The sequence below is a fragment of the Mycobacterium barrassiae genome (genome assembly GCF_025822765.1).
Classification (GTDB): Bacteria; Actinomycetota; Actinomycetes; order Mycobacteriales; family Mycobacteriaceae; genus Mycobacterium; species Mycobacterium barrassiae.
This window is the reverse complement of record NZ_JACKUK010000014.1, coordinates 106,360-118,262: the sequence shown is the minus strand read 5'-3', so window position 1 is coordinate 118,262 and position 11,903 is coordinate 106,360. Positions and strand designations below refer to the sequence as shown.

The following is an 11,903-nucleotide window of genomic DNA, read 5'->3' as shown; positions in this document are numbered from 1 at the left end:
CAAGTGTGACGGATATCGGCGGTTTCACAGGTCCAACACGACTCCCACCCGCGGTTGGGCCGAACAGATCAGTACGGTCCCGTCGGACGGGGTCTCGAGCGGCTGTTGCGTGTAGGTGATGGCGCCGTCCACCAGCGCGGTGGCGCAGACATGACAGACGCCGCTGCGACAGGAGAACCGCGTCGGGACGTCACAGGCCTCGGCGAGTTCGAGGATGCTGTCGTAGGCCTCCGACCAGTTCACGGTGAGCCCGCTGCGCGCGAACGAAACCGACGGTCCCGCGCCAGGCGGCGCGTCGGGCACATGCGGTGCCCGGTGCGCGGTATCGGTGATGCCCGGATTGATCGGCGGTAGGGCGCCGAACAATTCGGTGCGGATCCGACTCTGGGCGATTCCCGCCGCTGTCAGCGCGCTGCGCATGTCCGTCATGAAGAGTTCGGGCCCGCACAGGTAGGCGACGGCGTCGGCGGGCAGGCCGAGCGCGGAGATCGCCGCGGCGTCGGGTCGACCGGACTCCGCCGTGTAGAACACGTGCTGATGCGCGTTGGTCAGCGATTCGATGAGCTCGCCGACTTCCTCACCGAACGCGAGGCTGTGGCGGTCGCGCACGATGTGCAGCCACCAGATCTCCCGGGCACTGCGCTGCGCCGCCAGAGCATGCAGCATCGCGAGCACGGGCGTGATGCCGATGCCTGCCGAAACGAGCACGACCGGTTCCGCCCCGTCGGCCAGATAGAAGTCACCGCGCGGGGCGGCGGCCTGCACGAGGGTGTCTGCACGGACGTTGGCGTGAATCCACCCGCTGACGTGACCGTGCTCCTCACGTTTCACACTGATCCGGTAGCGCGTTTGTGCGCCGCCGCTCGACAACGAGTAGCTGCGTAGCGGCGCAGGATCGCCGGCAGGAAACCGCAGCGTCAGGAACTGGCCCGGCCGCGCGATGGGCAGTGTGGCGCCGTCGGCGGCCTCCAACTCCATCGACAGCACGGCCGGGCTCTCACGGCGGGTTTGCGCGACCCGCAGGGTGCGGAACCCGGTCCACCCCGGCTCGACGCCGATCGGCGGTGGTGTGGTGCCCGACGGCTTGTCGTGGGCGGCAAGGAGTTCCGCGAACGACTGCTGCCAGCCCGGACTCAGCGCAGGCACATCGACCGCCTGACGGAGCATGCCCACGTCACGGTCGGGTAGGTACAACAACGCATCGACATCGGCGACGCTCAGTTCGTGACGGCCGCGCCGCGTCCGCACGATCTCGTCACCCTCCGCCACCAGACCTTCTTCGATGACGCGAAAGTAGAAGCCCGGGCGATGGTGAGCGACAAGGAGATTGGGCATCTCGGGCTCGCCGAGGCGCATGCCGACCCGAAAGCACGTCACACGCGGCTGAGTGACCTCGAACTCCGCGTGCCCGATGCGGTACCGGTCGCCGATGCACACCTCGTCATCGCTCAGGCCGGTGATCGTGAAGTTCTCGCCGAACATCCCGGGCCGCAGGTCGTCGCGCCCGAAATGGCGTCGCCAATGGTCGTAGGACTCTGTCTGGTACACCATCACCGCGCGTTGTTCACCGCCGTGGCCCGCGAGGTCACCCTGGCCGTCCCCGTCGATGTTGAGCCTGCGCACCATGACGGGGCCCTGCACCGGGTGCTTGTAGATGCCGGTGTGGACGGTCTTGCCCCGCCACGACACATCGGCGGGCATGCCGACGTTGACGGACACGACCGTCGGCATCTCCGGTGTGGTCACGCGTCGGCCGAGCGCGCGCGACGGTAGTGCCTGCGGGCCTTCATCCGGTTTCCGCAGATGGCCATCGAACACCAGCGGGCCGTATTGGGCTTGCTGCGGTCGATGAGGAACAGTCGGCATTCGGAGTTCGCACATGGCCGCAGCCGGCCGGGACTGGAGATCCGCAGCGCGTCCCAGGCCAGCACCGCGCGCGCCGCACCGGTGGCGCCGGCCTCGACGTCGAGCCGCCAGTCCAATCCGTCGCCGTCGACGACGGGCCGCAAGCGGACGTCCGCCACGAACCTCTTCAGCGTTTTGGTGCCGATCTCGCCACGCACCACCTTCTGCAGTGTCGATCGCGCCTCGACCAGCGCGGCTTCCTCCTCTTTCGTAGCAGCGATGCCGTGTGCGCGCATCCAGGCTTTCGCTGCAGTCGAATCGGCGAGGCCGTCGTGCACGATGCCGTCGATCACGGGCGTTGTGTTGAGTAGATCGAGCAACAACGCCTCATCGGACGGGCTTATTGCCACCAGATCCATAACTAACCTCCAAATTGCTATTGACAGGTTACATCACGAAGAGTTCACTGTCACTAACCGATAAAACTAGTTAAAGGAGTTAGTCATGGGAGCGCAGGTCCACTATCGATATGCCACCGTCAGCGGCCATCGGCTGTTCTACCGGGAGGCGGGTCCACAGGACGCGCCGACGCTGGTCCTGCTGCACGGGTTTCCGACCAGTTCGTTCATGTTCCGCGACCTGATCCCCCGGCTGGCCGACCGTTATCACGTGATCGCTCCGGACCACCTCGGCTTCGGACTGTCCGACGCACCCACCGTCGACGAATTCGACTACACCTTCGACGCCTTGACCGACCTCACCGAGGGACTGCTCGATCAGCTGGGCCAGACCCGGTACGCGATCTACGTCCAGGACTACGGCGCCCCGATCGGATGGCGGCTGGCCCTGCGGCACCCGCAGGCGATCACCGCGATCGTCACGCAGAACGGCAACGGCTATGACGAAGGTTTTGTCGAGACCTTCTGGACCTCGGTCTGGGACTACCAGCGCGATCAGAACCCTGCCAACGAGGCCGGTGTGCGCACGGCGCTCAGCGTTGAGGGAATCCGGTGGCAGTACGTGGCCGGCGTCAGCGACGAATCGCTCGTCAGCCCCGACACGTGGATGCACGACGCCGCGCTGGTGAGCCGACCCGGCAACGACGAGGTGCAGCTCAAGCTCTTCCGGGATTATGCGACGAACGCGCCCATGTACCCCGCGCTGCACGAGTACCTCCGCTCCAGCGGGGTGCCGGTACTCGCGGTATGGGGTGAAGGCGACCCGATTTTCGGACCGGACGGCGCCCGTGCCTTCGGCAAGGACGCGCCGGGCGCCGAGATTCATCTGCTCGACGGCGGCCACTTCCTGTTGGAGACGGCAGCCGAGAAAGTCGCCGACCTGATCCGCGACTTCCTCCAGCGAACCACTGCATAACCATCGAACGAAGGGGCACCACAATGGGATTGGCATGGCAACAAAGTCCGCTGGCCGCGGGTTCGATCGGGCGATTCCTGACCGCGCAACCGATGCCCGAACACCTGCTGTTCGCCGAGCCGCTGCGCCGGCGGATGCGGGTGCGCGTCGGTGACCACTGGGTCGCCGACAGCGAGAACGTGTTGGCGCTGCACGAACCGGGGCGCTACCCCGTCGCCTACTTTCCTGTGGAGGACATCGTCGACGGCATCTTGGTCGCCGAGGACCGCGTCACCCAACACGGCGACTTGGGCGAGATGCAGTGGTACACCGTGGTAGTCGGTGATCGACGCCTCCCCCACGCGGCGTGGGAGCACACCGCGCCGCCCGAATACGCAGACGAACTGACGAACCGCGTCGCATTCGCGTGGCGGGCGATGGACGGTTTCTACGAAGAGGACGACCGCATCGTCGGGCATGCGGCAGACCCGTACCACCGCATCGACATCAGGAATTCGTCACGCCATCTCGTCGTTCGCGACGGCGAACGGGTGATCGCCGACACCCATCGCCCGGTGGTCCTGTACGAGTCGGGTTTCGCGCCGCGGTGGTACGTGCCGCGCGAGGACGTCGACGAGACACAGCTCGAACACGTTGACGGCCAGACGTTCTGCCCATACAAAGGGTTGGCCGACTACTACACCGTCGGCGAACACCAGAAGGCTGCCTGGTCCTATCTCGACGCGTGGCCGGAGTCCGGCAGGGTGAGCGGTCTGGTTTCCTTCGAACCCGACAAGATCGAGGTGTGGCTCGACGACCGGCGCCTGCAGCTCGAACCGGGTCAAACCGTCGTCGCCCACGGCATCGACCGCGGACTGGACGCCGACGAGGTGCTGCAGAACGCCGCACGGAGCACATCGTGAAGGCGACGCTGGAGGTTGTGATCGTGCCGGTGTCGGATATCGACAAGTCGCTGGATTTCTACCAGGACAGACTCGGGTTCACGCTGGACGTCGACTATGCACCCGCGCCGGATTTCCGGGTCGTGCAGCTGACACCGCCTGGGTCAAGCACCTCGATCCAATTCGGCGTCGGGCTCACCTACGCGCATCCCGGCTCGGTGCGTGGCCTGTACCTCGTGGTCGACGACATCACTGCCGTGCGGGACGAACTCGTCGACCGCGGTGTCGGCGTGACATCCATCCGCCACAAGGACATCGACCACGGCGAGTGGCGAGGTCGCTACCGACTGGGCGCCGATCCGCACAGATCCGACTACGCCAGCTTCGCCGACTTCAGCGATCCCGACGGAAATCACTGGGTCCTCCAGGAACGGGACCATCGGAATGGATGACCGCCCTTCGGTTCTGGTGTTCGACGTGAACGAGACCCTGCTCGACATCGAAGCCCTCGAACCGCATTTCGACCGGGTTTTCGGCGACTGCGGCGTGGTTCGCGAGTGGTACAACCAGCTCGTCATGTACTCGATGGCGGTCACCCTGTCGGAGACGTACGTCGACTTCTTCACGCTCGGACAGGCGGTGCTGCGGATGCTCGGCGACATTCGTGGGACACCGGTGACCGAGGGCGATCTCGACGACTCGCGCATGGAATGCGCACCATGCCCGCCCATACCGATGTGGCGGAGGGTTTGGCGGCGCTGCGCGCGCAGGGTTATCGCCTGGTCACCCTGACGAATTCCCCCACCGGTTCCGGTGCGACGCCCCTGGACAACGCGGGCGTCGCGGAGTTCTTCGAGAAACAGTTCAGCGTCGACACCTGGCGGCTGTTCAAGCCGGCCCGTCAGCTCTACACCGGAACCGCCGAAGCGCTGGGGGTGGCGCCGTCGCAATGCATGATGGTCGCCGCCCACCCGTGGGACACGATGGGTGCGCAATCCGCGGGTTTCGGCGCCGCGCTGATCACCCGTCCTGGCAACGCGCCACTGCCGACTCGTGAGGTCCCTGCGCCTGATGTGGTGGCCGCCGACCTGCGGGAACTCGCCGACCGACTTAGCTAGAGACGGCTGCGTCAAGGATCTTCCAAGGCCCACGCGGTGTACTTCGGCTGAACGACGTCGCTAAGGGAGCGGCGCCCGAACAAAAGGAAGTACATGTCTACCAAACGGATACTCGTCGGCGCGCTGGCGTCGGTCAGTCTCGCGGCGGCAGGCCTGGGCATCGGCACGGGCACTGCGGTGGCCGCGCCATCGGTGCCCCATCAATGGTGCCCAGGGCAATCAATGCTCCCGCCGTCCGGGCCCGGAGGCGTCTATGTCTGGGACATGAACGTCTGCCACACCTGGCAGTACGTGAGCATGGGCACCGGCAATGTGGCCACCAAGAATCTGGACGGCTCCATCGACTACAGCCCCAGCAATGTCTGGGATGGCCCGATGCCTCCGGCTTCGCCCTTCGAATGCGGCACCGGCCTGTTCGGCGGACAGATCGTCTGTTGAGCGATGTTGGCTGTGCAGCGATGACCGGGACGGCCGCGAACTCAGACTGTGAAGCCCAGCGCCCGCAGCTGTTCGCGGCCATCCTCGGTGATCTTGTCCGGACCCCACGGCGGGTTCCACACCCAGTTGATCTTGATCTCCTTGACCAGTCCACTGCCCACCAGCGCGGTGCGCGACTGGTCCTCGATCACATCGGTCAGGGGGCAGGCCGCCGACGTCAGCGTCATGTCGATCAACGCGACGTTCCCCTCGTCCCCCTGCTCGACGTTCAGGCCGTACACCAGACCGAGGTCGACGACGTTGATGCCGAGTTCGGGATCGACGACGTCGCGCATCGCCTCTTCGAGATCGGCGAGCAGTTCGTCGCTAGGCACTGCGGTGTCGCTCATCTGAAATCTCCTCACTGGCCTGCGCTAGTGCATCTTTGAAGGCCATCCAACCCAGCAGCGCGCATTTCACCCGCGCCGGGTACTTCGAGACGCCCGCGAACGCGATGCCGTCTCCGATCACATCCTCGTCGCCCTCGACGGCCCCGCGCGACGAAATCATCTCGGTGAACGCCGCGACGGTCTTCAGCGCCGCGCCGACGTCCTGGCCGATCACCTGGTCGGTGAGCACCGAGGTCGACGCCTGACTGATCGAACAGCCCTGCCCGTCGTAGCTGATGTCGGCGATGTGCTCGCCGTCGTCGGACAACGTGACGCGCAGCGTGACCTCGTCGCCGCACGTCGGGTTCACCTGATACGACTGCGCGTGATAGGGCTCGCGCAGCCCACGGTGATGCGGATGCTTGTAGTGATCCAGGATCACTTCCTGATACATCTGCTCGAGTCTCACGCGAAGAACTCCACGGCCCGCTTGACGCCGGCGACGAGGCGGTCGATCTCGTCGCGGGTGTTGTAGAGGGCGAACGACGCCCGCGCGGTCGCTGCGATGCCGAACCGCCGATGCAACGGCCACGCGCAGTGGTGACCCACCCGCACCGCGACACCCTCGTCGTCGAGCACCTGGCCCACGTCGTGGGCGTGTACCCCGTCGAGCACGAATGACACTGGTGAACCGCGGTTTTCGAGCGACGCCGGGCCGATGATGCGCACGCCGTCGACGCCCGACAACCCTTCGAGCGCTGCAGCCACCAGTTCGGCCTCGTGCGCCTCGACGGCCTCCATGCCCACCTCGGTCAGATACCGTGCGGCCGCCGCAAGGCCGACGACCTGAGAGGTCATCGGCGTGCCCGCCTCGAACCGCTGCGGAGCCGGGGCGTACGTCGTCTGCTCCATGGTCACCGTCTCGATCATCGATCCGCCGGTGATGAACGGGGGCAGCTGATCGAGCAGCTCGCGTCGGCCGTAGAGCACACCGATCCCGTTGGGCCCCAACATCTTGTGTCCGGAGAACGCCGCGAAATCAACGTCGAGGGCGTGGAAGTCGACGGGCTGGTGCGGCACCGACTGGCAGGCGTCGAGCACGGTCAGCGCACCGACCGCCTTCGCCCGCGCGACCAGTTCGGCCACCGGGGCGATCGCACCCGTGACGTTGGAATGATGGCTGAAGGCAACGATTTTCACGCGTTCGTCGAGCTCGAGTGAATCGAGATCGATCCGTCCCGCTTCAGGCCCTTCGGAAGTGACGCCGTACCACTTCAACGTCGCACCCGTGCGGCGCGCCAGCTCCTGCCACGGGATCAGGTTCGCGTGGTGCTCGAGTTCGGTGGTGACGATGACGTCGCCGGGTCCGACGGCTGCGGGAAAGCGGTCGTCGCCGACCGCGTACGACACCAGGTTGATGGCCTCGGTGGCGTTCTTGGTGAACACCAGCTCGTCGGTGTCCGCGCCCACGAAGGCCGCGATATCGGCGCGGCCCTGCTCGTAGGCGTCGGTGGACTCCTCCATCAGCTGGTGCGCACCGCGGTGCACTGCCCCGTTGGAGGTGATCAGAAACTCACGCTCAGCGTCGAGGGCCTGCAGCGGCCGCTGTGAGGTCGCCCCGGAGTCCAGGTATGCCAGCTGTTTTCCGCCGCGCATCACCCGGCTCAGGATCGGAAAGTCCGCCCTTATCGCCGTCAGGTCGAGCGTCTTCGCAGCCGTCACGGTCAGGCCTCCGCGGGGGCTGCCTGGGTGAAGCGCTCGTAGCCGTTCTCTTCGAGTTCGTCGGCCAGCTCCGGACCACCGGAATCGATGATGCGACCGCCGACGAAAACATGAACGAACTGCGGCTTGATGTAGCGCAGGATCCGCGTGTAGTGCGTGATCAGTAGGACGCCGCCGTTCTCGGTCTCCCGGTAGCGGTTGACCCCTTCACTGACGACGCGCAGCGCGTCGACGTCGAGGCCGGAGTCGGTCTCGTCGAGGATCGCGATCTTGGGCTTGAGCAGACCGAGCTGCAGGATCTCGTGGCGCTTCTTCTCACCGCCCGAGAAGCCTTCGTTGACACTGCGTTCGGAGAACGACGGGTCGATGTCGAGGTCGGACATGGCCGTCTTGACCTCTTTGACCCAGTGCCGCAGCTTGGGCGCCTCACCGCGCACGGCGGTGGCGGCGGTGCGCAGGAAGTTCGACATCGATACGCCGGGCACCTCGATCGGATACTGCATGGCGAGGAACAGGCCGGCGCGGGCGCGCTCGTCGATGCTCATCTCGAGCACGTCCTGACCGTCCAGCGTGATCGACCCGGAGGTCACGGTGTACTTGGGATGACCGGCAATCGCGTAGGACAGCGTGGACTTGCCGGATCCGTTGGGCCCCATGACCGCATGGGTCTCCCCCGACTTCACCGTCAGGTTGACGCCCTTGAGGATCGGAACCTCTTCGCCTTCCGGCGTGAAGACCGATGCGTGCAGGTCTTTGATTTCCAGTGTGGTCATTACGACGTACTCGATTCCGTGATTGCTAATTCTCGTTCGATGGCTTCGGTCAGGCGGTCGCGCACTGCGGGCACGGCGATCTTCGCGATGATCTCGTTGAAGAAGCCGCGCACCACCAGACGGCGGGCCTGATCCTCGGGAATGCCGCGGGCGCGCAGATAGAACAACTGCTCGTCGTCGAAACGGCCGGTGGCGCTGGCGTGGCCGGCGCCGATGATCTCGCCGGTCTCGATCTCCAGGTTGGGTACCGAATCGGCGCGGGCGCCGTCGGTGAGCACCAGGTTGCGGTTCACCTCGAAGGTGTCGGTGCCGGTGGCCTCAGCGCGGATCAGCACGTCGCCGACCCACACGGTGTGCGCGTCAGGCTTGCGCGACTCCGGATCGCCTTGCAGCGCACCCTTGTACAGCACATCCGACTTGCAGTTGGGCTGCGAGTGATCCACGAGCAGGCGCGATTCGAAGTGCTGGCCGTCGTCGGCGAAGTAGGTGCCGAGCATCTTGGCCTCGCCGCCGGGTGCGGTGAAGCGCACCGTGGCGGTGGTCCGCACGACGTCGCCGCCGAGGGTGACGTTGACATGCCCGAGCGTCGCATCCTTGCCCAGCAGGGCGTGGTGCGAGCTGACGTGCACGGTGTCGTCGGCCCAGTCGGCGATCCAGATGACGCCAAGCCCTGCCGAGTCGCCGACGATGATCTCGACGTTGTCTGCGTAGACCCCGCTGCCACGCAGGTCGACGACGACGATGGCCCGCGACAGTTCTTCGACGCGGATCTGCAGGTGGCCGTAGGCGACTTGGTCCTCGCCGGGTCCGTCGATGACGATCTCGATCGGCTCGGCGATCTCGGTATCCCGCGCGACGGTCACGATGGTCGCCGACTCGAATGACGAGAAGGCCTGCGCGGCAACGCGATCGGAAGGCTTGCCGGCCTGGCCGAGCCGCTGGTCCCCACGTTGTACGGATTCAACGGTGACGCCGGGACGTTCGGTCACGGTGATGCGCGCGGTGCCGCTCGGGTCCCCATTCGACCCGTCGTGCAGGCCGCGCAGCCGCTTCAGCGGCGTGAACCGCCAGATCTCGTCACGGCCGCCGGGCACCTCGAACGCGTTGACGTCGAACGACGAGAACAGTTCACCCTTGTTGACGGCAGTGAGGGCCGAACCCTCAACTGCCTCGGTCAAGTTGCTCACTAGCCGACCGCACCTTCCATCTGCAGCTCGATCAGCCGGTTGAGCTCCAGCGCGTACTCCATCGGGAGTTCCTTGGCGATGGGCTCGACGAAGCCGCGGACGACCATCGCCATCGCCTCGTCCTCGGTGAGGCCGCGGCTCATCAGATAGAACAGCTGGTCCTCGCTGACCTTCGACACCGTGGCCTCGTGGCCCATCGTGACGTCGTCCTCGCGGATGTCGACGTACGGGTAGGTGTCACTGCGGCTGACCGTATCGACAAGCAGCGCATCGCATTTCACGCTGGACCGCGAGCCGTGCGCGCCCTTGTTGACCTGAACCAGGCCACGGTAGGAGGCGCGGCCGCCGCCACGCGCGACTGACTTCGAGACGATGTTGCTCGACGTGTTCGGCGCCAGGTGCAGCATCTTGGCGCCGGTGTCCTGATGCTGACCCTCGCCCGCGAACGCCACCGAGAGCACCTCACCCTTGGCGTGCTCGCCGGTCATCCACACGGCGGGGTACTTCATCGTCACCTTCGAGCCGATGTTGCCGTCCACCCATTCCATCGTGGCGCCGGCCTCGGCCCGCGCCCGCTTGGTGACCAGGTTGTAGACGTTGTTCGACCAGTTCTGGATGGTGGTGTACCGACACCGGCCGCCCGGCTTGACGATGATCTCCACCACCGCCGAGTGCAGCGAGTCGCTCTTGTAGATCGGCGCGGTGCAGCCCTCGACGTAGTGCACATAGGCGTCCTCGTCGACAATGATCAGCGTGCGCTCGAACTGGCCCATGTTCTCGGTGTTGATCCGGAAGTAAGCCTGCAGCGGGATGTCGACGTGGACACCCTTGGGCACGTAGATGAACGAACCACCCGACCACACAGCGGTGTTCAGCGCGGAGAACTTGTTGTCACCGGCGGGGATCACGGTGCCGAAGTACTGCTTGAAGATGTCCTCGTGTTCTTTGAGCGCGGTGTCGGTGTCGAGGAAGATCACGCCCTGGGCCTCGAGGTCCTCGCGGATCGAGTGGTACACGACCTCGGACTCGTACTGCGCCGCCACACCCGAGACCAGCCGCTGCTTCTCCGCCTCCGGGATGCCCAACTTGTCGTAGGTGTTCTTGATGTCGGCCGGCAGGTCGTCCCATGTGGCGGCCTGCTTCTCGCTGGACCGCACGAAGTACTTGATGTTGTCGAAGTCGATGCCCTCGAGGTTGGAACCCCAGTTCGGCATCGGCTTCTTTTCGAAAGTGCGCAGCGCCTTGAGCCGGGTCTGCAGCATCCACTCGGGCTCGCTCTTCTTGGCGGAGATGTCGCGCACCACTGCCTCGGACAGGCCGCGCTGGGCGCTGGCCCCCGCGACGTCGGAGTCCGCCCAGCCATAGCCGTAGCGACCCAGTGACTCAATGGTCTGCTCCTGGGTCAGGGCTTCTGGGGTGGTCGTCATGTCGACGCTCCTAGCTTGCTCGTGGTTTCTTCGGCGTGGGCTGTGTGCCGAAGGGTCTTGTGGGTCTCGGTAAGCGGCACGTGCGTGGTGCACGCGCAGTCACCGTTGACGATCGTGGCGAGCCTCTGTACGTGCGTACCCAGGATCTCGGCGAACGCCTCCCGCTCGGTTTCGCACAGCTCCGGGAACTCCTCGGCGACGTGCGACACCGGGCAGTGATGCTGACACAGCTCTATTCCGTGGAGGGGTCCGCTCACCTTGGTGGCGGTCGCAGCGTACCCGGCCTTGGTCAGTGCATCTGCCACGCGATCGACGACAGTTTCAACGTCATCGGCTCCCTCGGTTACTCCCGAGAGGATGCTGTCGATGCGCCTCCGCGCGAACGTGCGCACCGCATCGTCCCCACCGATTTCGCGCAGCTGGCGCATGGCCGCGGCCGCCAGATCGTCATAGGCGTGGCCCATTTTCGCGCGACCGGCCGGGGTGAGCCGGTACCTCTTGGCGGGCCTGCCGCGGCCGCTGTGTTGCCACGCCGCCGCCGCGCTGGACTGCGCGTCACCGGCCTCCATAAGCGCGTCGAGATGCCTGCGAACGCCCGCGGCCGAGATACCCAGCTGATCGCCGATCTCGCCTGCGGTGATGGGCCCGGACTCCAGCAGGAGCTGGACGATCGCGCCACGCGTATGGCGGTCGGCACTGTCCGGGCTGAATTTCACAACACTATTGTGACGGAATTCCGAAACCGGGTCTAGCAAGGGCAGCCTTACGTG

14 protein-coding genes are annotated in these 11,903 nt (G+C 65.7%); 5 read left to right on the top strand and 9 right to left on the bottom strand.

Annotation, left to right across the window (positions count from 1 at the left end; translation table 11 throughout):
- Positions 1-24 precede the first annotated feature (24 nt).
- Together H7J93_RS04835 and H7J93_RS04830 are read right to left on the bottom strand one after the other, a co-directional pair.
- Positions 25-1,731 (bottom strand): MOSC and FAD-binding oxidoreductase domain-containing protein, encoded by a 1,707-nt coding sequence (locus H7J93_RS04835; protein WP_267305311.1) that lies wholly within the window; start codon positions 1,729-1,731, stop codon positions 25-27.
- 11 nt (positions 1,732-1,742) lie between these two features.
- Positions 1,743-2,264, bottom strand: coding sequence for a CGNR zinc finger domain-containing protein (locus H7J93_RS04830; RefSeq protein ID WP_267305157.1), 522 nt, complete (start codon positions 2,262-2,264; stop codon positions 1,743-1,745).
- Positions 2,265-2,349: 85 nt separating this feature from the next.
- Between H7J93_RS04830 and H7J93_RS04825 the strand changes: the two genes are divergently transcribed.
- The 5 genes from H7J93_RS04825 (at position 2,350) to H7J93_RS04805 (ending at position 5,656) form a co-directional block, all read left to right on the top strand.
- Complete coding sequence (locus H7J93_RS04825; protein ID WP_267305156.1) at positions 2,350-3,219, top strand: alpha/beta fold hydrolase; 870 nt, start codon at positions 2,350-2,352, stop codon at positions 3,217-3,219.
- Between the two features lie 23 nt (positions 3,220-3,242).
- On the top strand, positions 3,243-4,121 hold the full coding sequence (locus H7J93_RS04820; protein WP_267305155.1) for a DUF427 domain-containing protein: 879 nt from the start codon (positions 3,243-3,245) through the stop codon (positions 4,119-4,121).
- The gene (locus tag H7J93_RS04815; RefSeq protein ID WP_267305154.1) at positions 4,118-4,552 is read left to right on the top strand and encodes a VOC family protein; all 435 of its coding nucleotides are present in this window, start codon (positions 4,118-4,120) and stop codon (positions 4,550-4,552) included. The genes H7J93_RS04820 and H7J93_RS04815 overlap by 4 nt, the downstream gene beginning before the upstream one ends.
- Before the next feature lie 105 nt (positions 4,553-4,657).
- On the top strand, positions 4,658-5,218 hold the full coding sequence (locus H7J93_RS04810) for an HAD-IA family hydrolase (protein WP_267305153.1): 561 nt from the start codon (positions 4,658-4,660) through the stop codon (positions 5,216-5,218).
- 93 nt (positions 5,219-5,311) lie between these two features.
- Positions 5,312-5,656 (top strand): hypothetical protein, encoded by a 345-nt coding sequence (locus H7J93_RS04805; RefSeq protein ID WP_267305152.1) that lies wholly within the window; start codon positions 5,312-5,314, stop codon positions 5,654-5,656.
- Between the two features lie 41 nt (positions 5,657-5,697).
- On the opposite strand, the gene H7J93_RS04800 is transcribed toward H7J93_RS04805, so the two are convergent.
- The 7 genes from H7J93_RS04800 to H7J93_RS04770 are packed head-to-tail and all read right to left on the bottom strand — an operon-like array spanning position 5,698 to position 11,849.
- Positions 5,698-6,045 carry a metal-sulfur cluster assembly factor gene (locus tag H7J93_RS04800; protein WP_267305151.1) on the bottom strand — a complete coding sequence of 116 codons (348 nt, stop codon included), beginning with the start codon at positions 6,043-6,045 and terminating at the stop codon, positions 5,698-5,700.
- On the bottom strand, positions 6,023-6,478 hold the full coding sequence (gene sufU, locus H7J93_RS04795) for a Fe-S cluster assembly sulfur transfer protein SufU (protein ID WP_267305310.1): 456 nt from the start codon (positions 6,476-6,478) through the stop codon (positions 6,023-6,025). Before sufU ends, H7J93_RS04800 begins: the two co-directional genes overlap by 23 nt.
- Positions 6,479-6,489: 11 nt before the next feature.
- Positions 6,490-7,746, bottom strand: coding sequence for a cysteine desulfurase (locus H7J93_RS04790; protein ID WP_267305150.1), 1,257 nt, complete (start codon positions 7,744-7,746; stop codon positions 6,490-6,492).
- Positions 7,747-7,748: 2 nt separating this feature from the next.
- Positions 7,749-8,519: a Fe-S cluster assembly ATPase SufC gene (sufC, locus tag H7J93_RS04785; protein WP_267305149.1), complete on the bottom strand. Its 771-nt coding sequence runs from the start codon at positions 8,517-8,519 to the stop codon at positions 7,749-7,751.
- On the bottom strand, positions 8,519-9,706 hold the full coding sequence (sufD, locus tag H7J93_RS04780; protein ID WP_267305148.1) for a Fe-S cluster assembly protein SufD: 1,188 nt from the start codon (positions 9,704-9,706) through the stop codon (positions 8,519-8,521). The genes sufC and sufD overlap by 1 nt, the downstream gene beginning before the upstream one ends.
- Positions 9,706-11,133, bottom strand: a complete 1,428-nt coding sequence (gene sufB / locus H7J93_RS04775) for a Fe-S cluster assembly protein SufB (protein WP_267305147.1) — start codon at positions 11,131-11,133, stop codon at positions 9,706-9,708. Before sufB ends, sufD begins: the two co-directional genes overlap by 1 nt.
- Positions 11,130-11,849: a helix-turn-helix transcriptional regulator gene (locus H7J93_RS04770; RefSeq protein WP_308204906.1), complete on the bottom strand. Its 720-nt coding sequence runs from the start codon at positions 11,847-11,849 to the stop codon at positions 11,130-11,132. Before H7J93_RS04770 ends, sufB begins: the two co-directional genes overlap by 4 nt.
- Between the last annotated feature and the right edge of the window lie 54 nt (positions 11,850-11,903).

What these genes read in the sequence shown, in the direction of transcription:
- H7J93_RS04800 (WP_267305151.1), bottom strand. Translation starts at nt 6,045, where the DNA reads ATGAGCGACACCGCAGTGCCTAGCGACGAACTGCTCGCCGATCTCGAA.
- sufC (WP_267305149.1), bottom strand. Translation starts at nt 8,519, where the DNA reads ATGACCACACTGGAAATCAAAGACCTGCACGCATCGGTCTTCACGCCG.
- sufU (WP_267305310.1), bottom strand. Translation starts at nt 6,478, where the DNA reads ATGTATCAGGAAGTGATCCTGGATCACTACAAGCATCCGCATCACCGT.
- sufB (WP_267305147.1), bottom strand. Translation starts at nt 11,133, where the DNA reads ATGACGACCACCCCAGAAGCCCTGACCCAGGAGCAGACCATTGAGTCA.
- H7J93_RS04820 (WP_267305155.1), top strand. Translation starts at nt 3,243, where the DNA reads ATGGGATTGGCATGGCAACAAAGTCCGCTGGCCGCGGGTTCGATCGGG.
- H7J93_RS04830 (WP_267305157.1), bottom strand. Translation starts at nt 2,264, where the DNA reads ATGGATCTGGTGGCAATAAGCCCGTCCGATGAGGCGTTGTTGCTCGAT.
- H7J93_RS04825 (WP_267305156.1), top strand. Translation starts at nt 2,350, where the DNA reads ATGGGAGCGCAGGTCCACTATCGATATGCCACCGTCAGCGGCCATCGG.
- H7J93_RS04805 (WP_267305152.1), top strand. Translation starts at nt 5,312, where the DNA reads ATGTCTACCAAACGGATACTCGTCGGCGCGCTGGCGTCGGTCAGTCTC.
- H7J93_RS04835 (WP_267305311.1), bottom strand. Translation starts at nt 1,731, where the DNA reads ATGCCGACGGTCGTGTCCGTCAACGTCGGCATGCCCGCCGATGTGTCG.